Annotated in this window: 19 protein-coding genes and 1 pseudogene; 16 read left to right on the forward strand and 4 right to left on the reverse strand. The window is 72.8% G+C overall.

The annotated features are described in order from the left end of the window. Positions 1 to 489: 489 nt before the first annotated feature. A complete protein-coding gene (locus ACQPZO_RS16635; protein WP_433341997.1) occupies positions 490 to 1959 on the forward strand; it encodes a flavin monoamine oxidase family protein in 1470 nt (489 codons plus the stop codon). Between the two features lie 23 nt (positions 1960 to 1982). Further along, complete coding sequence (locus tag ACQPZO_RS16640; RefSeq protein WP_433341999.1) at positions 1983 to 2111, forward strand: hypothetical protein; 129 nt, start codon at positions 1983 to 1985, stop codon at positions 2109 to 2111. A 7-nt stretch (positions 2112 to 2118) separates the two neighbouring features. Here the strand turns inward: ACQPZO_RS16640 and ACQPZO_RS16645 are convergent, their stop codons facing one another. After that, positions 2119 to 3051 (reverse strand): helix-turn-helix transcriptional regulator, encoded by a 933-nt coding sequence (locus ACQPZO_RS16645; protein ID WP_433342001.1) that lies wholly within the window; start codon positions 3049 to 3051, stop codon positions 2119 to 2121. A gap of 104 nt (positions 3052 to 3155) precedes the next feature. Between ACQPZO_RS16645 and ACQPZO_RS16650 the strand changes: the two genes are divergently transcribed. The 3 genes and pseudogenes from ACQPZO_RS16650 (at position 3156) to ACQPZO_RS16660 (ending at position 5867) form a co-directional block, all read left to right on the forward strand. Then, entirely contained in the window at positions 3156 to 4676 is a 1521-nt protein-coding gene (locus ACQPZO_RS16650; RefSeq protein ID WP_433342002.1) for an MFS transporter, read from the forward strand. Continuing rightward, positions 4673 to 5164, forward strand: a pseudogene (locus ACQPZO_RS16655) (helix-turn-helix domain-containing protein); the annotation flags it as partial. The gene ACQPZO_RS16650 and the pseudogene ACQPZO_RS16655, both read left to right, overlap by 4 nt. Before the next feature lie 151 nt (positions 5165 to 5315). Beyond that, on the forward strand, positions 5316 to 5867 hold the full coding sequence (locus tag ACQPZO_RS16660) for an NADAR family protein (protein ID WP_433342004.1): 552 nt from the start codon (positions 5316 to 5318) through the stop codon (positions 5865 to 5867). Positions 5868 to 6030: 163 nt separating this feature from the next. On the opposite strand, the gene ACQPZO_RS16665 is transcribed toward ACQPZO_RS16660, so the two are convergent. Then, positions 6031 to 6672 (reverse strand): hypothetical protein, encoded by a 642-nt coding sequence (locus ACQPZO_RS16665; protein ID WP_433342006.1) that lies wholly within the window; start codon positions 6670 to 6672, stop codon positions 6031 to 6033. 355 nt (positions 6673 to 7027) lie between these two features. Between ACQPZO_RS16665 and ACQPZO_RS16670 the strand changes: the two genes are divergently transcribed. The 11 genes from ACQPZO_RS16670 to ACQPZO_RS16720 all read left to right on the forward strand — a co-directional run bounded on the left by ACQPZO_RS16670 (position 7028) and on the right by ACQPZO_RS16720 (position 18515). After that, positions 7028 to 7996: a LacI family DNA-binding transcriptional regulator gene (locus ACQPZO_RS16670; protein ID WP_433342007.1), complete on the forward strand. Its 969-nt coding sequence runs from the start codon at positions 7028 to 7030 to the stop codon at positions 7994 to 7996. 38 nt (positions 7997 to 8034) lie between these two features. Next, positions 8035 to 9633 (forward strand): FAD-dependent oxidoreductase, encoded by a 1599-nt coding sequence (locus tag ACQPZO_RS16675; RefSeq protein WP_433342009.1) that lies wholly within the window; start codon positions 8035 to 8037, stop codon positions 9631 to 9633. Between the two features lie 25 nt (positions 9634 to 9658). Beyond that, positions 9659 to 10942, forward strand: a complete 1284-nt coding sequence (locus ACQPZO_RS16680; protein WP_433342010.1) for an ABC transporter substrate-binding protein — start codon at positions 9659 to 9661, stop codon at positions 10940 to 10942. A 2-nt stretch (positions 10943 to 10944) separates the two neighbouring features. Next, entirely contained in the window at positions 10945 to 11898 is a 954-nt protein-coding gene (locus ACQPZO_RS16685; protein ID WP_433342012.1) for a carbohydrate ABC transporter permease, read from the forward strand. Then, positions 11888 to 12730, forward strand: a complete 843-nt coding sequence (locus ACQPZO_RS16690) for a carbohydrate ABC transporter permease (RefSeq protein ID WP_405108123.1) — start codon at positions 11888 to 11890, stop codon at positions 12728 to 12730. Before ACQPZO_RS16685 ends, ACQPZO_RS16690 begins: the two co-directional genes overlap by 11 nt. Then, positions 12727 to 13671, forward strand: coding sequence for an ROK family protein (locus ACQPZO_RS16695; RefSeq protein ID WP_433342014.1), 945 nt, complete (start codon positions 12727 to 12729; stop codon positions 13669 to 13671). Before ACQPZO_RS16690 ends, ACQPZO_RS16695 begins: the two co-directional genes overlap by 4 nt. A 4-nt stretch (positions 13672 to 13675) precedes the next feature. Continuing rightward, positions 13676 to 14374, forward strand: a complete 699-nt coding sequence (locus ACQPZO_RS16700; RefSeq protein WP_433342015.1) for an N-acetylmannosamine-6-phosphate 2-epimerase — start codon at positions 13676 to 13678, stop codon at positions 14372 to 14374. 11 nt (positions 14375 to 14385) lie between these two features. Then, positions 14386 to 14901, forward strand: coding sequence for an NUDIX domain-containing protein (locus ACQPZO_RS16705; protein ID WP_433342017.1), 516 nt, complete (start codon positions 14386 to 14388; stop codon positions 14899 to 14901). 146 nt (positions 14902 to 15047) lie between these two features. After that, the gene (locus tag ACQPZO_RS16710; protein ID WP_433342019.1) at positions 15048 to 16454 is read left to right on the forward strand and encodes a selenium-binding family protein; all 1407 of its coding nucleotides are present in this window, start codon (positions 15048 to 15050) and stop codon (positions 16452 to 16454) included. Next, a complete protein-coding gene (locus tag ACQPZO_RS16715; RefSeq protein ID WP_433342020.1) occupies positions 16451 to 17098 on the forward strand; it encodes a hypothetical protein in 648 nt (215 codons plus the stop codon). Before ACQPZO_RS16710 ends, ACQPZO_RS16715 begins: the two co-directional genes overlap by 4 nt. Positions 17099 to 17213: 115 nt before the next feature. Beyond that, on the forward strand, positions 17214 to 18515 hold the full coding sequence (locus tag ACQPZO_RS16720; RefSeq protein WP_433342021.1) for a sulfite oxidase: 1302 nt from the start codon (positions 17214 to 17216) through the stop codon (positions 18513 to 18515). Here ACQPZO_RS16720 and ACQPZO_RS16725 read toward each other — a convergent pair. Together ACQPZO_RS16725 and ACQPZO_RS16730 are read right to left on the reverse strand one after the other, a co-directional pair. Further along, positions 18509 to 20491: an ABC transporter ATP-binding protein gene (locus ACQPZO_RS16725; RefSeq protein ID WP_433342023.1), complete on the reverse strand. Its 1983-nt coding sequence runs from the start codon at positions 20489 to 20491 to the stop codon at positions 18509 to 18511. The genes ACQPZO_RS16720 and ACQPZO_RS16725 overlap by 7 nt on opposite strands. Before the next feature lie 177 nt (positions 20492 to 20668). Continuing rightward, the gene (locus ACQPZO_RS16730) at positions 20669 to 22408 is read right to left on the reverse strand and encodes a M28 family peptidase (RefSeq protein WP_433342025.1); all 1740 of its coding nucleotides are present in this window, start codon (positions 22406 to 22408) and stop codon (positions 20669 to 20671) included. Positions 22409 to 22415 lie beyond the last annotated feature (7 nt).

Here is a 22415-nt window from a genome sequence, read left to right on the forward strand (position 1 = left end):
GCACCGGCTCCCCGTCGGGTTGCCCGCGTACGCCCCAGGCGTGCAGGGCCGTGGGCCCGCCGAGCGCGGCCCTCCCGTACCCGTACGCCAGCGCGGCGCGCTGCCGCAGCTCGGGCGGGAGCCGGGCCAGCGGCGAGGAGTCGCCCCGATGTGCCAGCCGGCTGGCCTGCGCCAACCGTCCGTCGACGTACACGCCGGGAAGCACCCGGAGCAGCTGCCCGGCATCGCGGGCCTGGCGCAGCACCCAGTCGGGCACCACCTGGGTCGCCAGGGCCCGGGTGAGCAGGCCACCGTGCCGGGCCAGCAGTGCCTCCAACGTGGCGTTCACGCCGCGACGGTCCCCCTCGCACACCCCAGGCCGCGATCCGGCCTGTGGACGACGCCCCGCCTCACCACCGGATCTGATACGGGCGCCCTTGATCGTCTGTCGATTTCGGAGACCACTGCCGGCGTGTCGACTCACTTTTCAGCAGACGATCAAGGAAGGGGGTGGGGTGGGCGGCGTACTGGGCCGGATTGGGGGTACGCGGCGGGGTGGAAGCGCGGCGGGAGGGGCGGGAGGGAGTGGTGGGGCGGGTGCGGGTGGGGCGGGTGGTGGTGGTTGGGGGTGGGTTTTCCGGGCTTGCCGCTGCGCTGGCGCTTGCCCGCGCTGGGTGGGACGTGCGGGTGGTGGAGGCCCGGGAGCGGGTGGGCGGGCGGACGCTGACCCGGTGGCTGCCCGACGGCACCCAGCTCGACCTGGGCGCGCAGTGGCTCGGCCCCACCCAGGACCGGATGTACGCACTGGTCGCCGAGTACGGCCTGACCACGTTCCCGTCGGCGGCCCTCGGCGCGCCGGTGCTGCGCTGGGACGGGGAGCGCCGCCCAGAGCCGCCGGAGTCCACCGGACGGGTGCTGGCCCGGCTCGACGCCCTCGCCGCGCGGCTCGATCCGGCGGCGCCCTGGCGGGCAGCCGAGGCGCCCGAGTGGGACCGGCTGCCGTTGTCCGGTTGGCTGGCCGAGGCCGCAGGTGATCCGGCGGGTGCCCGGTACCTGGGCCGACTGCTGGCCGGCGGCCTGCTCGCCACCGGCCCGGACGAGATCTCCCTGCTCCAGATGCTGTTCTACCTGCGCAGCGGCGGTGGCAGCGCCCTGCTGCTGGGGATGGCCGGCGGGGCGCAGCAGGATCGGGTGGTGGGCGGCCCGGCGGCGCTGGCCGAGCGGATGGCGCAGCGGCTGGCGGCCACCGTGGGGCCGGGGGCGCTGTGCCTGGGCGCGCCGGTGACGGTGATCGCGCAGGACGCCGGCGGGGTGCTGGTGCGCACCGACCGGGACGCGTACCCCGCCGACGCGGCGGTGGTCGCCGTGGCCCCGGCGTTGGCCGGCCGGATCCGGTACGACCCACCGCTGCCGGCACTGCGCGACGGGTTGACCCAGCGGATGCCGATGGGGTCGGCGGTGAAGGTGCACGCGCTCTACCCGGAGCCGTTCTGGCGTGCCGGCGGGCTCTCCGGCGTCGGTACCAGCGCGACCGGGCCGGTGACCGAGACAGTGGACAACGGCACCCCGGACTCGACGCGCGGGGTGCTGACCGCGTTCAGCTACGGCGACGAGGCGCGTGAGCTGCGCGGGATGTCCCCGGATGCCCGGCGGGCGGCGGTGCTGGACGCGCTGGTGGCCATGGTCGGCCCGGACGCCGCGCGCCCGGACGGGTTCGTCGAGTACGACTGGTCGGCCGAGCCGTACACCCGGGGGTGTTTCTGCGGGGCGTTGACCCCCGGCTCGTGGCGCGGCTACGGGCCGGCGCTGCGCCTGCCGGTGGGGCGGGTGCACTGGGCGGGCACCGAGACGGCGGTCGGCTGGACGGGCTACCTGGAGGGCGCGGTGCGCGCCGGCGAGCGCGCGGCGGCCGAGGTGACCGCCGGGACCAGCAGGCAGGAACAGCCTTCTGCTGCGACCGACCGGCCGCACGTCAGATGAGTCGAGTCCGATATGAACTTCGGGTGCAGGCCGCCGACGTGCTGGGCGAGCCGGTGCGCCGGCGGACGCTGGAGCTGCTCGCCGAGCGCGAGCGGAGCGCCGGGGCGTCCGACGAGGGACGCCGGCTCATAGCGGAGGAGACCGGTTCATAGCGGAGGTCTAGCTGTTGCAGGGCACGAGGTTGTTGACGGGTCGATCGTGACCTCGACCAGCGGCGGATCGTTCAGTCCCCGTGACGCTCGAGTCGTCCTCGCCTGCGATGCGGCGGGTGAGAAGGTGGAGTGCGTCTGCTGAGGAAGCGTCGTTTGGGGTGTAGATCTCGAGGCGGTGGTCCGGGCTGTCGGGCTGGAGCCACACCTGGTAGGCGACGCTCGCGGTACCGACGGTGGGGTGTTGCAGGTGCATGTCGCCGGTGGTGCAGTCTGCGACCTCCCTGTTCGCCCACATTTGGGCGAACTGGTCGCTGCGCATGGTGAGTTCGCCGATGAGGTTCGCCAGGCGTGCGTCGGTAGGGAACCGGCCGGCGGTGAGCCGGAGGTACGCGACGTGGACGCGGGCGAGCTCGTCCCAGTTGCGGTGCAGGTCTCGGGTCAGCGGGTCCAGGAAGAACATCCTCGGGATTGAGGGGCGCTGTTCTGGGTCGCCTGGCGCGTCGAAGTCCACGTGCTCGGCGAGCAATGCGTGACCGGTGCGGTTCCAGGCGAGCACGTCCCCGCGCCTGCCGAGCACGATCGCGGGAGTGGCCTCGCCAAGCGAGTCGAGCAAGGCGAGTACACGGGGGTGGGGGTGTTCGACGGGCGGTTCGGCGAGGCCGGTCCGATTGGTCTGGCGGGCGAGATTGTGCAGGTGGACCGTCTCGGGCTCGTCGAGTTCCAGCACCCGTGCCAGGGCGTCGAGGACCTGCGTCGAGGGCGTTCCGGCTTGGTCCTGCTCCAGCCGCGTGTAGTAGCCGGCACTGACGCCGGCGAGGTGAGCCAGTTCTTCGCGGCGCAGACCTGGAACGCGCCGGCTGCTGCCGTAGGTGCGTAGCCCGATGGCGTCCGGGGTGACCCGATCGCGACGGCTCTTCAAGAATGCTCCGAGGCTCTCCACGTCCTCGAGCGTAGACACGGGCCGCGGTGGTGTGGGTGCACCTGCTGGGTGTACCCACAGCAGGTGTCTGGCTGTCCCAAAGCGGGACCTGGAGCGTTGACGATATGGCTCAACATCCTGCTGCCTCGTCCGATGCTGGCAACCTCCGGGCTTGGCTCGGTCTGCTCGTCGTTCTCGGTCCGGTGCTGCTGGTCTCGATGGACGGATCCATCCTGTTCCTCGCGATGCCCCGGGTCAGCCAGGCGCTGAACCCCAGCGCTGACCAAGCGCTGTGGATCTTGGACATCTACGGCTTCGCCGTCGGGTCGCTGCTTGTCGCGTTCGGGAACATCGGCGACCGCTACGGACGCCTCAGGCTCCTCATGGTCGGCGCGGCCTTCTTCGGCATCGGCTCGGCCGCCGCCGCGTTCGCCTCCACGCCGGAACTGCTCATCGCCGCCCGAGCCGTCATGGGCATCGCGGGCGCGACGCTGCTCCCGTCCGCGCTGGCGGTCCTCAGCGAGTTGTTCGCCGACCCGAAGCGACGGGCTCAGGCGATAGGCATCTTCGCCGCGGCGTTCGCGGCCGGCTTCGCGATCGGCCCGGTCGTCGGCGGCGTGCTCTTGGAGCGCTTCTGGTGGGGGTCGGTGTTCTTGGTCAACCTGCCCGTCATCGCTGTGTTCCTCTGCTTCGCCCCCGTGTTGCTACGCGAAGTCCGAGCCACCCGACCGGGACGGGTCGACGCGATCAGCGTTGTGACGTCCGCCGTCGGGCTCCTGCTGGCGATCTACGGCATCAAGCACGTTGCCGCCGAAGGTCTGACGCTGTCCGCTGTCACCTCCGCAATCCTGGGCACCGCCGTGCTGTGGTGGTTTGGACTCCGGCAGAGGCGGATCGAACACCCGCTCATTGACTTTTCGCTGTTCCGCGACCGGACCTTCACCGTCGCCATCATCACCGGCCTGCTGCCGCTCGCAGCTTGGTCGGCCGCCGCCTACCTGGCCGGGATCTACCTGCAGTCCGTCCTCGACGTCTCCGCCCTGCAAGCAGCGCTCCTGGCGTTGCCGGGAGCCGTCGTGCTCACCGCGACCTGCATCGTCACCCCGATGGTCGTAGACCGCGTCGGCAAGCGCAGCGCACTGCTCGTGTGTCACTTCTCGATCGCTGCCGGTTTGCTGCTGCTGCTGCCCACCACCGTCACCGGCGGGATCGGCTGGTACATCGCCTCCACCGCGCTCGCGGGCATCGGCTACGGCATCTGCTTCGCTGTCGTCGCGGCCACCGCCGTCGCTGCAGTCCCTCCCGAGCGCGCCGGATCAGCAGGGGCGATCGCCGAGACCAGCAACGAGATCGGCAACGCCCTCGGCATCGCATTGCTCGGATCGCTCGCCGCCCTGCTGTTTCGCCTCCAGGGCCCAGACCTCGCCCCCACGCTTGACGAGACTCTCCAGCTGTCCGATTTGACGGCGACGCTCGTGACCGACGCCAAGGCGGCCTTCCTTGCCGGACTGCACATCGTTGCAGCGACGGCCAGCTTCCTGCACCTCGTCCTCGGCCTCCTCACGCTGCGTTGGTTGCCCCGAGGAGCCGTCGCCTCCCCGGCTGAACATGAAACGGCAGCGGATGAAACGGCAGCGGCCCGATGACCCACGCCAACGCGCCCCTCTCCGTCGAAGGGCGGCGACGTCTCGTCGAACGCTGCAAGACCCGCCCAATCGCTCACATCGCAGTGGAAATGGGAATCTCACGGGCGTGTGCATCGAAGTGGGTCAACCGCTGGCGACGTCACGGGGACGCCGGGTTACAGGACCGCTCATCGACACCGCACGCGAGCCCGGCAGCGACTCCAGCCTGCGTCCTCGAGCAGATCGCGGCCTGGCGACGCGAGCACAAGTGGTCCGCCCAGCGGATCACCGACGAACTGGCCCAGCTTGGCTTTGCGATCAACCGCCGCACCGTAACCCGGAACCGCACCCGACTGGGCCTTGGCAGACGCCGATTCATTGATCCGAATGGGGACAACAGCCGCAAGCCGGGGAAGATCACCGCTCGCTGGCCCGGCCACATGGTCCACCTCGACGTGCAGAAGGTCGGCCGAATCCCTGACGGAGGAGGATGGCGCGCCCACGGTCGGCTCTGGGGCGAGGCCGACGTGGTGGCCGGCACCGACCCGGCCGAGGCCCCTGCGGCGCACCACGTCGGCATACACCGCGGACCCGGCCGGCTGGGAGTCCAGGTGGAAACTCGGCGGCGCACTGTCGGGGGCGCAGGGCAGACTGTCGGCCATGTCGCCTCGATCCGCCGCCGACCTGGTGGCCCTGCAGAGCGCCGGTAAGCCGGTGAAGTACCTGCACTTCTGGGGTCACCGGCCCCAGCGGGACGGCTCCGTCGGGCCGGGCTGCCTGAGCCAGTGGTGGCCCGCGCCGTTTACCGTGGACGGTCGGGTCTTCCACACCGCCGAGCACTGGATGATGTGGCGCAAGGCCGTCCTCTTCGGCGACGACGCGGTGGCGGAGCAGGTCCTCGCCGCCGAGCACCCGCAGCGGGCCAAGGCCCTCGGCCGCCGGGTCCGCGGCTTCGACGAGGCCGTCTGGGTGGCCCACCGGTACGACGTCGTGGTCGCCGGCAGCGTCGCCAAGTTCGCCCAGCACGCCGACCTGCGCGCGTTCCTGCTGGCCACCGGCAACCGGGTGCTGGTCGAGGCGAGCCCGGTGGACCGGGTGTGGGGCGCCGGCCTGGCCGCGGACGACCCCGCCGTCGAGAACCCGGCCCGCTGGCGGGGCGACAACCTGCTCGGCTTCGCCCTGATGGATGCCCGGGCGGCCCTACGCGCCTGATCCGGGCGGCCAGCCCCGGATTCCGGGGCGGCCAACGCCCGACCCGGCGTGACCAGCGCCGGATCCCGGGCGGCCGGCCCGGCCCCCGCACGAGGGCCGGGCCGGCGAGCCCGCCGGACCGCTGCACCGCTCGTCCCGGTCGCTACCTCAGGGGCGCCGGTGGTCAGGCCCGGCGCTGGTCGTGCGGGACGGTGACGGTGACGGAGCAGCCCACCGGGCGGCCGATCTCGTCGTGGCCGGCGTACCGCAGGGTGTAGACCCGGTCCCCGCCGTTGCCTGCGCGTTCGGCGCGCAGCCGGCCGGCGGTGTCCGGGGTGCCGGTGACGAACCCGGCGACGTCGGAGGCGACGTCGCCGCCGGTCACCTCGGTCAGGGCGAAGGCGCGCGGGCCGAGCACCCCGTCGGGGAGGTCGACGGTCACGGCGACGTCGACCAGCTTGTGGCTCGGCGGCCAGAGCACGGGCCGGTCCACCGCGCAGTCCAGCTCCCGGGTGGGCACCGGCGCGGGCAGGGTGGCCACGGCGTGCCCGATCGTCGCGGTGAGCCGGCCGCCGGCCTCGTAGTACATGTGCGCGGTGCGCCCGTCGAAGTAGAACGTCGGCGCGGCCGATCGGCCGAGGTCCGGGGCCTCGGCCAGGGAGTCGTGCACGACCCCGAGGTGCACCTCCCGATCGAGGTTCTCGCCGACGTCGACGGCGTGCATGTTGCCGTCGGCGGCGTGGGGTACCCGCGCCTCGACCGGGCGCCCACCGACGTCACGCAGGGTGATTTGAGGGGTGCCCGGGCGGGGCGGCAGCGCACTCACCGAAGTCTGATAATACGTATTAGCATCTATCTTTCTCCGATGTTCGCCGCCCGGCCGGCCCACTGTCAAGGGGGCGCGTCGATCTCGGCGGGAAACGGCCGCGAGGGGCGAAAGCACGTCGGCGGCCCCGGGCACCGGCAAGCTAATACGCATTAGTTCAGGGAGTTCATCGCGAGGAAATCTCCGGAGAGCTCTTGACATCTCCCCGGGGCACGGGCGAGAGTCCTCTCCAACACCGATCGCTAATACGCATTAGCACCAACCGGAGGCCTCCCCCGTGCCCTCTTCGCCGCGCCGCGTCACCCAACGTGACATCGCTCGCCTGGCTGGCGTCAGTCAGGCCACCGTGTCCCTGGTGCTCAACAACCGCTCAGACGCCGACGTGCGGATCGCGCCGGAGACCCGGGACCGCGTCCTGCGGACCATCGAGGAGACCGGCTACGCCGCCGACCCGGTGGCCCGGCGGCTGGCCGCCCGGTTCAACCGGATCATCGGCGTCTTCACCTACGAGCCGGCGTTCCCCAGCGGCAGCCGGGACTTCTTCCACCCGTTCCTGCTCGGCATCGAGGAGTACGCCGAGCGGGTCGGCTGCGACCTGCTGCTGTTCACCAGCGCCCCGGTCGTCGACGGGCGGCGGCGGATCTTCCACCAGGACAACCGGCTGCGGCTGGCCGACGGCTGCCTTCTGCTCGGCCGGGAGATCGACGCCGCCGAGCTGCACCGGCTCAACCGGGACGGCTTCCCGTACGTGGCGGTCGGCCGCCGCAACGACGCCGACGGTCCGGTCCCGTACGTCGGCGCGGACTACGCCGCGGCGGTCGACGCCCTGACCGGGCGGGCCCTCGGCCACGGGCACCGCCGCTTGGCGTACCTGTCCATGGGCACCCACGCCGAGTCGTCCGAGGACCGGCGGCGCGGCTTCGCCGCCCACGGCGGCGCGGCCGAGAGCGCCCGGGAGCTGCCCACCGCCGGGCGCGACGCCGACGCCATCCTCGACGACCTGCGCGCCGACCGGACCACCGTGGTTTTCGTGGAGGACTTCGCCACGGCGATGGCCCTCGAGCTGGCCGCCCGGCGGCGCGGCCTGACGGTGCCCGGCGACCTGTCGGTGGTGACCCTCGGCGACCCGACCGTGCCGTTGCCCACCGACCTCACCTTCACCGGCTTCCACATCCCCCGCGAGGAGATGGGACGCCAGGCGGTCGAGGTACTGACCTCGGTCATCGACGGCAGCGCCGACGGCGTGGGGCAGCGCCTGCTGCCGTGCCAACTGGTCGAGGGGGACACCCTCGGTGCCCCCAATCCGGCGGTCGGCCGCTCCTGAGCGGCGATCGCGCAACTGGAAGGAAGTAAGTGGTAACGATGCGTGCGGACGTCCTCGTCGTCGGCGGCGGGCTGGGCGGGGTGGCGGCGGCACTGGCCGCCCTCCGGGCCGGCCGGAGCGTCATCCTGACCGAGGAGTTCGACTGGCTCGGCGGGCAGCTCACCAGCCAGGCGGTCCCCCCGGACGAGCACTCCTGGGTCGAGCAGTTCGGCGTCACCGCCAGCTACCGGGAGCTGCGCACCGGGATCCGGGACTACTACCGGCGGCACTTCCCGCTCACCGAGCGGTCCCGGGGTTTGACCGACCTCAACCCGGGGGCCGGCTGGGTCAGCCGGCTGTGTCACGAGCCCCGGGTCGCGGTGGCGGTGCTGGAGGAGATGCTGGCGCCGTACCGGGGGTCCGGGCGGCTGACCGTGCTCCAGCCGTACCGGCCGGTCTCGGCGGCCACCGACGGCGACCGGGTGACCGGGGTGACCGTCGCGCACCGCGACCGCCCCGACGAACTGGTCGAGTTGACCGCCCCGTACGTGCTGGATGCCACCGAGACCGGCGAGCTGCTGCCGCTGGCCGGCGTCGAGTACGTCACCGGGTTCGAGTCGCGGGAGGAGACCGGCGAGCCCAGCGCGCCGGCCGAGGCCCAGCCGATGAACATGCAGGCCGTGTCGGTCTGCTTCGCCCTGGACCACGTCGACGGCGACCACACCATCGACCGCCCGGCCGGGTACGACTTCTGGCGCGACTACAAGCCGGACTTCTGGGGCGACCGGCTGCTGTCCTGGCGCTCCCCGCACCCCCGGACGCTGGAGATCGTCGAGCGCAGCTTCACCCCGAACCCGGACGACGACCCCCTGGCGGTCAACGCCGACCAGCGGCTCAGCCCCGGCGACGGCAACCTGTGGACGTTCCGGCGGATCGCCGCCCGGCGCACCTTCGTCGACGGGGCGTACGCCAGCGACATCACGCTGGTGAACTGGCCGATGATCGACTACTTCGAGGGCCCGGTCATCGACGTGCCGAACGCGTCCTGGCACCTGTCGCAGGCGCGGGAACTGTCGTACTCGGTGTTGTACTGGATGCAGACCGAGGCGCCCCGGCCCGACGGGGGCACCGGATTCCCCGGGCTGCGGCTGCGCGGCGACGTCACCGGCAGCGCCGACGGCCTGGCCCAGGCCCCGTACATCCGGGAGTCGCGGCGCATCCGGGCCGAGTACACGGTCGTCGAGCAGGACCTGTCGCTGGAGGTGCGCGGCGCACGCGGCGCGGTCAGCTACCCCGACTCGATCGGCGTGGGCATGTACCGGATCGACCTGCACCCGTCGACCGGCGGCGACAACTACATCGATGTCGGGTCCTGCCCGTTCGAGATCCCGCTCGGCGCGCTGATCCCGCAGCGGGTGGAGAACCTGCTGCCGGCCGGCAAGAACATCGGCACCACGCATGTCACCAACGGCAGCTACCGGCTGCACCCGGTCGAGTGGAACGTCGGCGAGGTCGCCGGTCTGCTCGCCGACTTCTGTCTGGAGCGGGGCGAGTCCCCGCGCGCGGTCCGCAACACCCCCCGTCTGCTGGCCGATTTCCAGGACCGCCTTACAACGGCCGGCGTGGAACTGCGTTGGCCGCAGATCGCGGGCTACTAAAACACCCCCCGGTAAGGAGAAGATTGTGAGAGCAGGAAAGGCCCTGCGCGGCGTCGCCGTCGCGCTGGTCGGCGCGCTCGCCCTGACCGCCTGCGGCGGCGGGGACGACGCCGGCGACAGCGGTCCGGCGAAGCTGCGGATGACGGTCTGGTCCGCCAACGAGGCGCACCTGAAGCTGTTCAACGAGATCGCGGACGAGTACAAGAAGTCCCACCCCGACGTGGAGTCGATCACCTTCGACCCGCTGCCGTTCGAGAACTACACCACCACCCTGACCACCCAGATCGCCGGCGGCAACGCCCCCGACCTGGCCTGGGTGTTCGAGAACTCGGCCCCCGACTTCGTGTCCTCCGGCGCGCTGCTGCCGCTGGACGAGACGCTGAAGAAGACCGAGGGGTACGGCTACGACGACCTCTCCCCCGCCACCACGAAGCTCTGGCAGGACGGCGGCAAGCTGTACGCCTACCCGTTCTCCAACTCGCCGTTCGGGGTCTTCGTCAACACCGACATGGTGAAGAAGGCCGGGCAGAAGACGCCTGCCGAGCTGATCGCCGCCGGGCAGTGGAACTGGGACAACGCCCTGGCCACCGCCGCGGCGTCCGCCAAGAAGTCCGGCAAGGCCGGCCTGGTGATCCGGGACTTCGACTACAAGGGCTGGGACAACCTGTCGACCTTCTTCACCGGCTGGGGCGCCCAGGCGTGGAGCGAGGACGGCAAGTCCTGCGGCTTCAACTCCCCGGAGATGGTCGCGGCGATGACCGCCCTGCACAAGGGGATCTTCACCGACAAGGCCCTGCCCGGCCCGGGCACCACGGCGGACTTCTTCGCCGGTGACGCGGCCATGACGGTCACCCAGATCTCCCGGGCGTCGCTGCTGAAGGACGGCGGCTTCGGCTGGGACCTGGTGCCGCTGCCGGCCGGCCCGAAGGGCAACTACGCCGTGCTCGGCCAGGCCGGCCTCGGGGTGATGAAGAAGAGCCCGCACGCCGACGAGGCGGCCGACTTCCTGGCCTTCTTCACCAACCCCACCAACTCGGCGAAGCTGGCCCAGTTCTTCCCGCCGCCGCGGCAGTCGCTGCTGACCGCCGAGACGCTGGGCAAGACGAACCCGAAGCTCAAGCCGGAGCAGTTGCAGAAGGTCGTCATCGACGGCATCACCAGCGGCGTGGTCAAGCCGAGCCACGCCGGGCAGGCCGAGCTGAGCCAGCAGGTCCGCGCCGGGCTCGACCCGCTGTGGCAGCCGAACGCCGACATCAAGGCGGTCCTGGACGGCGTGTGCGCCAAGATCCAGCCGCTGCTGGCGAAGTGACCATGTCCCCGACGGACACCAGGACGGGCCCGGTCGCCAAGACCGGGCCCGCCCCGGGCCGGGCCCGTCCGCCGTGGTGGACCAGCCGCCGGCGCGACCAGCTCGCCGGGTACCTGTTCGTCGCCCCGCAGCTCATCGGCAGCATCGTGTTCGTGATCCTGCCGCTGGTCCTGGTGGTCTGGTACAGCCTGCACGAGTGGAACGTGCTCGCCGGCACGTTCGACTACGTCGGGGGCGAGAACTACACGCAGCTCGCCGAGGACACCAACCTGGGTGGGGTGCTGAAGGCCACCGGGCTGTTCTCGGTCGGGCTGGTCGTGTTCAACCTCGCCCTGGCGCTGATGCTGGCCGTGCTGCTCAACCAGAAGCTACGCGGCACCATCGTGTTCCGCACCCTGTTCTTCTCCCCCGTGGTGGTCTCCCTGGTCGCCTGGACGATCGTGTGGGGCTTCCTGCTTCAGGACAACGGCGGGATCAACGGGCTGCTCGACACGATCGGCGTGGACGGCCCGAACTGGCTGCGCGGCGAGGGCACCGCGATGCTGTCGGTGGTCGTCGTGCAGGTGTTCAAGAACGTCGGCCTGAACATGGTGCTGTTCCTGGCCGCCCTCCAGGGCGTGCCGGGCGATCTGTACGAGGCCGCCGAGGTGGACGGGGCGAGCCGGATGCGGCAGTTCTGGCGGATCACCGTGCCGCTGATCAGCCCGACGATCATGCTCACGTCGATCATCACGGTGGTCGGCTCGTTGCAGGTGTTCGCGCAGATCGCGGTGCTGACCCAGGGTGGCCCGGGCACCTCGACCACGGTGCTCGTCTACTACCTCTACCAGCAGGCCTTCCAGTTCCACCACTTCGGCTACGGCGCGACCCTGTCGATCGTGCTGTTCGCGATCGTGCTCGCGCTGACCGTGCTGCAGTGGCAGATGCGCAAGAGATGGGTCTTCCATGAGTCGTGACCTGTCGCCCAGGACGAAGCTGGTGCTCTACGGGGTGCTGATGGTCCTGGCGATCCCGTTCGTCTTCCCCACCTGGTGGATGGTCACCTCGTCGCTGAAGCCGGTGGCGGACATCTTCGCCTTCCCGCCGCAGCTCTGGCCGACGAACCCGCGGCTGGAGGCCTACCAGCGGGTGTTCGAGTTGCAGCCGTTCGGGCGGCAGTACCTCAACAGCGTCTACATCGCCCTGGTGGTCACCGTGGGCACCCTCGCGGTGGCGGCGCTGGCCGGGTACGCCTTCGCCCGGATCCGGTTCCGGGGCCAGAACCTGCTGTTCCTGGTGGTTCTCGCCGGCCTGCTCATCCCGAGCGAGGTCACGATCGTCCCGCTGTTCCAGATGTTCTTCAAGCTGGGGCTGGTCGACACCCACTGGCCGCTGATCCTGGTGCCGATCTTCGGGGCGCCGAGCGTGCTGGCCACGTTCATCATGCGGCAGTTCTTCATCGCCCTGCCCGGGGAACTGGAGGAGGCGGCCCGGGTCGACGGGCTGGGCCGGTTCGCCACCTTCTGGAAGATCGCCCTGCCGCTGTCCCGCCCCGCGCTGGGTGCGGTGGCCATCTTCACCTTCCTGCACAGCTGGAACCTGTACCTCGAACCGATCGTGTTCCTCTCCTCGCCGGAGAAGTTCACCCTGCCGCAGGCGCTGACCCAGTTCGTCGACGCGTACGGCGGGCCGATGTGGAACGTCCAGCTCGCGGCGGCGTCGATGACCGCCCTGCCGGTGCTGGCGGTGTTCGTGATCGCGCAGAAGCAGTTCGTCGAGGGCCTGGCGCACACCGGCCTGAAGGGATGACCTCCCCGGCCCACGCCGCCGTCGGCGTCGACATCGGCGGCACCAAGACGGCGGCTGCCCTGGTCGCCGCCGACGGCACGGTCCTGCGCCGCCTGCGGGCGCCCACCCCCGCCGGGTCCGGGCCGGGCGCGGTGCTGGACACCGCCGCCCGGCTCGCCGCCGAACTGATCCCCGGTGCCGCCGACCGGCCGGTCGGGGTGGGCACCGCCGGCACCGTCGACCCGGCGACCGGCGGCATCCGGTACGCCACGGACAGCCTGCCCGGGTGGACCGGCACGGCCGTCCGCGCCGAGCTGGCCGGGCGGTTGGGCCGGCCGGTGCGGGTCGCCAACGACGTGCACGCCGCCGCGCTCGGCGAGAGCTGGGCGGGGGCCGGTCGGGGCCGGGGACACCTGCTGTTGGTGGCTGTCGGCACCGGGCTCGGCGGGGCGCTGGTCCGGCACGGCCGGATCGACCCCGGCGCCCGGGGCGCGGCCGGCGCCGTGGCCCACCTGCCGGCGCCCGGGGCGGGGCGGCTGCGCTGCGGGTGCGGCCGGTACGGGCACCTGGAGGCCGTCGCGTCCGGCACCGGCCTGGCCGCCGGCTACGCCCTGCGTACCGGCGAGCGGATCACCGGGCGCGAGGTGGCCGAGCGGGCGACGGCCGGGGACGCCGCCGCCCGGGAGGTGGTCGAGCGGGCCGGCGCGAGCCTAGGCGCGGCCCTGGCCGGGCTGGTGACCACGCTCGACCCGCAGGTGGTGCTGGTGGCCGGCGGGGCGGGCGGGGCGCTGCTGCCGGCCGCGACCGCCGCCTACGCCGCAGAGCTGCCGTCGGGCTGGGCGGACGTGCCGCTGCTGCCCGCCGCGCTGGGCGCCGACGCGGTCGTGGTCGGCGCGGCCCGGCTCGCCACCGAGGAGCTGGTCGGCGCGGGCCGGCCGGCGTTCGACGAGGGAAAGGACTGAGGCCGTGGGAATCCTCGACTCGCTCGCCGGGGGGCTGGTGGTCTCCTGCCAGCCGCTGCCGGACGAGCCCGACGACCCGATGCGGGACCCGTACGTCCAGGCCCGGGTGGCCGCCGCCGCCGTTGCCGGCGGGGCGGTGGGGATCCGGGCGAACGGCCCGGCCGACGTGGCCGCCATCCGCGCCGCGGTCGGCGTGCCGGTGATCGGGCTGTACAAGCACGGCCACGCCGAGGTGTTCATCACCCCGACGCCCGAGCTGGCGGTGGAGGTGGCCGCCGCCGGGGCGCACGTCGTCGCGGTGGACGGCACCGACCGGCCGCGCCCCGACGGCCGGGTCTTCGCCGACACGGTCGCGGCGGTGCACGCCGCCGGCGCGCTGGTCCTCGCGGACGTCTCCACCGTCGCCGAGGGGGTGGCGGCCGTGCGGGCCGGGGCGGACGCGGTGGCGACCACGCTGTCCGGGTACACGGCGGCCAGTCCGCGCCGGGACGGGCCGGACCTGGAGCTGGTGGCCGGGCTCGCGGCGGCGGTGCCGGTGCCGGTGCTCGCCGAGGGGCGGTACCGCAGCACCGACCAGATCGGCCGGGCGTTCGCGGCGGGCGCGCACGCGGTGGTGATGGGCAACGCCGTCACCTCGCCGCTGTGGATCACCCGCCGGCTCCTCGCGGCCACCCCGGCGGGGGCCGGGCGGCCGGGACGGTAACGTGCAGCGGCATGACCGGCGCACCGTACTCCCACTGTTCCTCCTGTGGCATCGCCTATCCGGCGGGGAGCGGCTGGCCCCGGGCCTGCGCGGCCTGCGGGCACACCGTCTGGCGTAACCCGCTGCCGGTCGCGGTCGCCGTGCTGCCGGTACGCACCGACGCCGGCCTGGGCGTGGTCGTGGTGCGCCGGGACATCGAGCCCGCGCGCGGCCTGCTCGCCCTCCCCGGCGGCTTCATCGAGTACGGCGAGGAGTGGCGCGACGCCCTGGTCCGGGAGCTGCAGGAGGAGACCGGGCTGGTCGCGGCGGCCGGGGACGCGGAGTTGTTCGGGGTGCACAGCGCCCCGGCCGGGGGCACCATGATGGTCTTCGGGACGCTGCCCGAGCGGGCGGCCGGGGAGCTCCCGCCGTCCGCGCCGACCGACGAGGCGACCGAGTGGCTGGTGCTCACCGAGCCCGCCGAGCTGGCCTTCTCCACCCACACCCGGGTGCTCGCCGACTTCCTCGCCGCCCACCGGGACGCCTGAGAGGCCGCCCTTCACCGGGCAACCCTGGGCAGGGAAGTCGGCACGATGCGTTAACCACGGTGCCCCGTCGGGTCAGTAGGCTGTTTCCGCTCGCTGAGATGCGTCGATGCGATCGGTCCGGCACGCCGACCCCGGAGGTAGCCGCCATGAGCCGCTGGACACCCGACCCGTCCTTCTATCCCTCGCCCCGCGACGCCGCCCGGGCCCCCGCCGAGAAGCTGGCCTACGTGGCCGCCTTCGACCGCTCGGCGGCCCGTCCCGACGCCATCGCGGTCCTCGACACCGACCCCGCCTCCCCCGAGTACGGGCGGGTGGTGGGCTGGACCGACCTGCCGCACACCGGCGACGAGGTGCACCACTTCGGGTGGAACGCGTGCAGCAGCGCGCTCTGCCCGACCGCGCCGCACCCGCACGTCGAGCGGCGCTACCTGATCGTGCCCGGGCTGCGCTCGTCGCGGGTGCACGTGTACGACACCCAGCCCGACCCGCGCGCCCCGGAGCTGGTCAAGGTGATCGGCCCGGAGGAGTTGGCGGCGCGGGCCGGCTACTCCCGGCCGCACACGGTGCACTGCGGCCCCGACGGGATCTACCTGTCCGCCCTCGGCGGCGCCGACGGCGCCGAGGGCCCCGGCGGCATCGCGATCCTCGACCACACCAGCTTCGAGGTCCGCCGGGCGTGGGAGGCCGACCGGGGGCCGCAGTTCCTCGCGTACGACTTCTGGTGGCACCTCAACCACGACGTGCTGGTGACCAGCGAGTGGGGCACCCCGTCGATGATCGAGGACGGCATCGTCGGCGAGCTGCTGCTGGGGCGCAAGTACGGGCACGCCATCCACTTCTGGGACCTGGCGAAGCGCCGGCACGTGCAGCGGGTCGACCTCGGCGACGCGTACCAGATGCCGCTGGAGCTGCGCCCCGCGCACGACCCGACGAAGACGTACGGGTTCGTCGGCGTGGTGATCAACGTGGAGGACCTGTCCGCCTCGGTCTGGCTGTGGCACCGCGACGGCGACGCCTGGGCCGTGACCAAGGTGATCGACATCCCGGCCGAGCCGGCCGACCCGGCCGACCTGCCGGACCTGCTCCAGCCGTTCGGGGCGGTCCCGCCGCTGGTCACCGACATCGACCTGTCGGTCGACGACAGATTCCTCTACGTCTCCTGCTGGGGCACCGGCGAGCTGCGTCAGTACGACGTCAGCGACCCGTTGCACCCCGTGCAGACCGGGTCGGTGCGCCTCGGCGGCATCGTGCGGCGCACCCCCCACCCGGGTTTCCCCGACGAGCCCCTCGCCGGCGGCCCGCAGATGGTGGAGATCAGCCGCGACGGCCGCCGGGTGTACGTGTCCAACTCCCTCTACGGCTCGTGGGACGACCAGTTCTACCCGGACGGGGTGGGCGCCTGGCTGGCCAAGCTGGACGTCGACCCCGACGCCGGCGGGCTCACCCCGGACCCGCGGTTCTTCCCGCGCGGGGAGGAGTTCCGGGGGCTGCGGGTGCACCAGACCCGGTTGCAGGGCGGCGACGCGTCCTCCGACTCGTACTGTTTTCCGTGACCGGGACGACCTGGCTGGCGCTGGCCGGGCTCGGCGCGTTCCACGGGCTGAACCCGGCCATGGGCTGGCTGTTCGCGGTGGGCCGGGGCCTTCAGGAGCGCAGCCGGCGGATGCTCGTGACGTCGCTGCTGCCCATCGCGCTGGGCCACCTCGCCTCGGTGGGCCTGGTGGCCGCGCTGGTCAGCGCCACCAGGTCGGTCGTGGCGAGCACCACCGTGGCGGTCGCCGGCGGGGTGCTGCTGGTCGGGTTCGGGCTGTGGCAGTTGCTGTCGCGGCGACACTTCCGGTGGGCCGGGATGCGGCCGTCCAACGCGCAGCTCGCCGGGTGGTCGTTCCTGATGTCGTCGGCGCACGGCGCCGGGCTGATGCTGCTGCCGGTGCTGCTCGCCGAGCCGGCCGCAGCCGGCGGGCACGCCGGACACGCCGGACAGTTGTCGGCGACCCCGGCGGGCGCGCTGCCCGGGCTGGCCGCCGCCGGGGTGCACACGGTGGCGATGTTCGGCGTGGCGCTGGCCGCGGCCGTGGCGGTGTACGAGGTGCTCGGCGTCGGGGTGCTGCGGCGGGCCTGGTTCAACGTGGACCGGCTCTGGGCCTGGGTGCTGGTGGTCGCGGGGGTGATCACCGTCGTGGCCGCGGCGACCTGAGCGGCGCCGGTCGGCGCGGCCGAAGGGCCGGCGGTTCCCGCCGCCCGGCGCTGTCCCGGCGATAACTCCTACTGATTGAATAGGAGTTCGTGTCGCCGAGCCGGAGGGAACCCCGATGCCGCACCCCCTGTCGTACGACGAAGCCGACCATGACGCCCGACGTGCCCGGCAGTGGCTGGCCGGCCGGGCCCGGGGCGCGGGCGTGCCCCGCTCCCAACTGCTGGAGCTGGGCGCGGCGATGACCGCCCTGGCCGCCGCCGCGGGCGAACGCGAGCCGGTCGCGGTGGCAGCCGACCCGGTCGGCGCCGACCCCGGGCGGGACGCCACCGGGCCGGGCACGGTCAAGCCGCTGCCGGACCGGCTGTTCACCCGGCACGACACCAACGCCGAGATGCGCTGGGAGGCGATGGCCGGGCAGGGGTACGTCGTGCCCAACGACCGGTTCTTCGTCCGCAACCACACCCGCACCCCGATGATCGACCCCGACACGTGGCGGCTGAGCCTGTTCGGCGACGGCCTGCGCGGCACGCCCACCCGGGACCGACCGGTCGAGTTCGGCTACGACGACCTGCGCCTGCTGCCCGCCGAGCGGGTCACCGCGCTGGTCGAGTGCGCCGGCAACGCCCGCCGGTTCTTCGCCGGGCAGCAGGACGGGCCCGCCCCCGGGGTGGCGTGGGGCCTGGGCGGCGTCGGGGTGGCGCACTGGCGGGGTGTGCGGCTGTCCACGGTGCTGCGTCGGGCCGGGCTGACCGGCGCGGCGGTCGACGTGATGCCGGAAGGGCTGGACCCGGACTACGTCACCGGCGGGGTGAACCTGGGCCGGGTCCGCCGGCCGCTGCCGGTCGGCAAGGCCCTCGACGACGTGCTGCTGGCGTACGAGATGAACGGCGACCCGCTGCCGCCGGACCACGGCTTCCCGGTGCGGGTGGTGGTGCCGGGCTGGATCGGCATCTCCTCGGTCAAGTGGGTCGGCCCGGTGCAGGTGTCGGCCACCCCGCTGTTCTCGCCGTGGAACACTGAGCTCTACCGCATGTTCGGCCCCGGCCAGCCCGACGGCGGCGGGCAGCTGGGCCCCCAGTCGGTGAAGAGCGCCTTCGAGCTGCCCTGGGACGCCCGGGTCCCGGCCGGGGCGGAGGTGCTGCTGCGCGGCCGGTCCTGGTCGGGCGGGGGCCCGATCCGATCGGTACAGGTGCACACGGACGACGACGGCTGGCGGCCGGCCGAACTGGTCGCCGGGGACGCGGGAGGGCCGTGGCAGCGATGGACGGCGCGCTGGCGTCCGGCGGGGCCGGGGCCGGCGACGCTACGGGCGCGGGCCACCGACGTCACCGGGGCCGGCCAGCCGGAACGGGCCCGCCCCAACGACCTCGGCTACCTCTTCGACGGCGTCGTCAACCATCCGGTAACGGTCTACTGACCCGTGCCGGCGGCGGGGTCGGCGGCGCCGAGGTAGCCGCTGGCCTGGAGGTGGAACAGTTCGCGGTAGAGCCCGTCCGCGGCGATCAGCTCGTCGTGCGTGCCGCGCTGGACCAGCCGGCCGCGCTCCATCACGAAGATCTGGTCGGCGTGCCGGACGTTGGCCAGCCGGTGGGTGATCAGCACGACCGCCCGGTCGGGACGGCGGCGCAGGTGCTGGAAGAGGGCGTGCTCGGCCCGGGCGTCCAGCGCCGCCGACGGCTCGTCACAGATCAACAGCGGGGCGTCCCGGTACAGGCCACGGGCGGCGACGAGGCGCTGCCACTGGCCGCCGGAGAGGTCGTGGCCGTCCTTGAACTCGCGGTCCAGCAGAGTGTCGTACCCGAACGGCAGATCCATGATCATGTCGTGGGCGGCGGCGGCCCGGGCGGCGTCCTGCACACTCGGCCCTCCGGCGGCCCGGTCGTGTCGGCCGACGCGGATGTTCTGCCCGGCGGTGAACGGGAACTTCCACCAGTCCTGGGTGAGCACCGCGACGTGTGCGCCGGCCTGGTGGGGGTCGAGCTCGGCGGTGTCCACGTTGTCCCAGCGGATCACCCCGCCGGTGGGCCGGTACAGGCCGGCGATGAGCTTGGCCAGGGTGGACTTCCCCGAGCCGTTCTCGCCGACCAGCGCGACGACCTGTCCCCGGTGGACGGTCAGGCTCACCCCGTCGACGGCGGGGCTGTCGGTGTCCGGATAGCGCAGGCTGACCCCGTCCAGTTCGATGGCGTCGAAGCCGTCGGTCGGCTGGTCACCGCGGGGGCCGATCCGGCTGAGGGCCCGGTCCAGGAAGTCCCGGTAGTCCTGGTAGTAGAGGGCGTCCTCGTAGAGCGCGTTGGTGGCGAAAACCGCGATTCCGAGGTTGGAACGCGCGGACTGGAGAGCGATCAGCGCGGTCGCGGCGGCGGCGAGCGCCACCATGCCGGTCAGGAGCAGGCCGGCGAGGACGGCGTACACGCCGAAGGTGGCCAGGCCCGCGGCGGACGTGCCGAGCACCCGGGTCCGGGTCTGGGTACGGACCAGGCGCAGGTGGGCGCGCGTCTCGGTGGCCATCATCCGCCGGTACTCGCCGAGCAGGAAGTCCCGCATCTGGTACGCCCGGACCTCGGCGGCGGTGTGCCGGTTGGCCATCAGGTTGGCCAGCATCGACATTCGGCGGCGCCGGTTGATCCTGGCCAGCATCTCCAGGTACTGCCGGCGGGCGACCTTCACCGCGGTCGCCGCCTCGGGCACCGCGGCGAGCAGCAGGCAGGGCAGCAGCAGCGGCTGGATCACGGTGACCGCCGCCGCAGTGGCCAGCACCCCGACCACGCCGGTGATCAGGTTGACGGTGTGGTCGACGATCCAGGCCGCCTCGGTCACCCCGCGCTCCCGGGCCCGGTCCATCTCCTCGGCGAACCCGGCGTCGTCGAACGCGGCCAGGTCGACGGCCGTGGTGGCCTCGAACAGCCGCAGCTCGACCTGATAGTTGATCTGCGGGGTGAGCCGGGCCTGCGCCGAGCCGGCGGCGATGGTGAGCCCACCCTTGGCCATCACGGCGGCGGCGGTCAGCGCCAGGGCCGGCAGGGCCCCCCGGATCCGGTCCGGCGTGGGGCCGGCCGCGAACAGTTCGCGCAGCACGCCGGTGGTGGCCAGCAGGCCGAGGGTGGTCATCGCCCCGGCGGCGACGTTCAACCCGATGGACGCGGCGGTGTCCCGGCGACTGGTCGCCCAGGCCAGGGCGAGCGCCTCGCGGACCAGCCGGGGCAGCCGACGGGCCACCGCCCAGAAACTGGTGTGGGCGAAGTCGTTCGCGTGGTGCATCCACGCCCGGTCCTCCAACTCGGGCAGGGTCGACGCCTCGACGCCGTCAGCCGGCGAGCCCTCGCCCGGCGTGACGGGGTCGGTTGGCGGGGCCTGGTCTGGCGCTCGGCGTTGGCGGACGGTTTTCTCCACGAACCCTCCCGGAGAGCTGGCTCCGGACCGCCCGCTACGGTCGGCAGCCACGGGGAGCCTACTGTCCGCGACCTAACAGTGTCCCGCCGTAACCGGCGTGTCGTACACGTGTCGCAGGCATCTGGTGGGAGGGGGCCCCGCCGTGGCGCAGGCGCTGGCGGGGCCCCTCCGCTCCGGTCAGCTGGCGGTCAGGGTGACGTCGTCGACGACGAAGCTGGTCTGCAGCGAGGCGTCCTCGACGCCGGTGAACTTCAGGGTGACCGTCTGCCCGGCGTACGCGGCGGCGTTGAAGGTGCGCTGCACGTAGCCGGTGGCCTTGTTCAGGTTCGAGTACGTCGCCAGCGTGGTGCTGCCGACCTGGACGGTGAGCTTGTCGTACGCCACCGACGTGGTGGTCTCGGCGCTGTCGATGTGCAGCCAGAACGACAGCGTGTACGTGGCGCAGCCGGCCGGCACGGCCAGCGACTGGGACAGCGTCTCGGTGTTGGAGGTGCCCCTCCCGTTGAGCCACGCCTTGTAGGAGCCGGTGCGGGCGGCCTGGCTGGTGGAGTTGGTGATCACGCCGGAGGACGCGGTCCAGACGGTGGCCCCGCTCTCGAAGCTGGAGTTGCCGACCACCTGGCCGCCGGCGCAGCCGCCGGTGCCGGTCACGGTGATGCTGTAGGTGGCGGTGCGGGTCGCCGACCCGGTGCCGGTGACCGTGATGGCGTAGGTGCCGGTGGCCGCCGTCGAGGAGGCGGCGACGGTCATCGTGGACGAGCCGCCGGAGGTGACCGACGACGGGCTGAACGACACGGTCACCCCGCTGGGCGCGCCGGAGGCCGACAGGGCGACGGTCTGGGCGCTGCCGGAGGTGGTGGCGGTGGAGACGGTGGCGGTGGTGGAGGCGCCCCGGGCGACGCTGCCGGAGGTCGGGCTGACCGCGACGGAGAAGTCGTTGGTCGGGGTGCCGCTGCCGACCGCCTGGTCCCAGATCGCGTACGCGATGCCGTCGGCGCTGCGGTTCAGCCCGGTGGCGTTGATGTTGCTGGTGGTGTCGCAGGACGAGTGGTAGCAGGGGTCGTACGAGGCGTTGGCGGTGCCGCCCCACTTGCTGGCCTGCGCGCTGGTCTTGCGGGCGCTGGCGCCCATCGCGTACCCGGAGGTCGGGATGCCGCCCTGCTGGAACGAGTAGTCGTCGGAGCGGCCCTGGCCCTCGACGTTCTCCTCCGGCGCCAGGCCCAGCGAGTCCCAGTACGCCTTGAGCGGCGCGGCGGTGGTGGAGGTGACCCGGTTGATGAAGTAGCCGCCGTTGGTGGAGGCGACCATGTCGAAGTTGTAGTACCCCTTGATGTAGCCCTTCTGGGTGGCGCTGAGCGAGTTGACGTAGAACTTCGAGCCCTGCAGGCCCTGCTCCTCGCCGTTCCACCAGGCGAACCGGACCCGCTTGGTCATGGTCGGGTTCTGCTGGGCCAGCACGAGGGCGTTCTCCAGCAGCACCGAGGAGCCGGAGCCGTTGTCGTTCATGCCGGGGCCGGCGGAGACGCCGTCGAGGTGGGAGCCGAACATGACCACCTGGTCGGCCGGCGCGGCGCCCGGCCACTCGGCGATGACGTTGTTGCCCGGGTAGGTGCAGCTCGTGCAGTTCTGCTCGGTGACCGTGTAGCCGGCGGCCTGGAGCTTGCTCTTGACGTAGCTGACGGAGGCCGTGTAGCCGGCCGAGCCGGCCCGGCGGTGGCCGCCGTTGCTGCTGGCGATGCTCTGGAACTGGGTCAGGTGGGCCTGGACGTTGGTCACGGAGATGTCCGGGGCGGCCAGCGCGGCGAGCGCCGGGGCGGGGGCGGGGGCGGCGGCGGCGGCCGGCAGCGTCGCCGTCGACGCCGTCAGCGCGACGGCGGCGGCGAGCGCGATGCCCGCGGTCAACGTGGTGCGTCTCATGATGCTC

Origin of the sequence: Micromonospora sp. CA-111912 (genome assembly GCF_050948415.1) — a bacterium.
GTDB lineage: Bacteria > Actinomycetota > Actinomycetes > Mycobacteriales > Micromonosporaceae > Micromonospora.

Excerpts from the sequence above, each read along its gene's own strand:
- ACQPZO_RS16650 (WP_433342002.1), top strand. The coding sequence starts at position 3,156 with ATGGCTCAACATCCTGCTGCCTCGTCCGATGCTGGCAACCTCCGGGCT.
- ACQPZO_RS16660 (WP_433342004.1), top strand. The coding sequence starts at position 5,316 with ATGTCGCCTCGATCCGCCGCCGACCTGGTGGCCCTGCAGAGCGCCGGT.
- ACQPZO_RS16675 (WP_433342009.1), top strand. The coding sequence starts at position 8,035 with ATGCGTGCGGACGTCCTCGTCGTCGGCGGCGGGCTGGGCGGGGTGGCG.
- ACQPZO_RS16685 (WP_433342012.1), top strand. The coding sequence starts at position 10,945 with ATGTCCCCGACGGACACCAGGACGGGCCCGGTCGCCAAGACCGGGCCC.
- ACQPZO_RS16690 (WP_405108123.1), top strand. The coding sequence starts at position 11,888 with ATGAGTCGTGACCTGTCGCCCAGGACGAAGCTGGTGCTCTACGGGGTG.
- ACQPZO_RS16695 (WP_433342014.1), top strand. The coding sequence starts at position 12,727 with ATGACCTCCCCGGCCCACGCCGCCGTCGGCGTCGACATCGGCGGCACC.
- ACQPZO_RS16705 (WP_433342017.1), top strand. The coding sequence starts at position 14,386 with ATGACCGGCGCACCGTACTCCCACTGTTCCTCCTGTGGCATCGCCTAT.
- ACQPZO_RS16710 (WP_433342019.1), top strand. The coding sequence starts at position 15,048 with ATGAGCCGCTGGACACCCGACCCGTCCTTCTATCCCTCGCCCCGCGAC.
- ACQPZO_RS16720 (WP_433342021.1), top strand. The coding sequence starts at position 17,214 with ATGCCGCACCCCCTGTCGTACGACGAAGCCGACCATGACGCCCGACGT.
- ACQPZO_RS16730 (WP_433342025.1), bottom strand. The coding sequence starts at position 22,408 with ATGAGACGCACCACGTTGACCGCGGGCATCGCGCTCGCCGCCGCCGTC.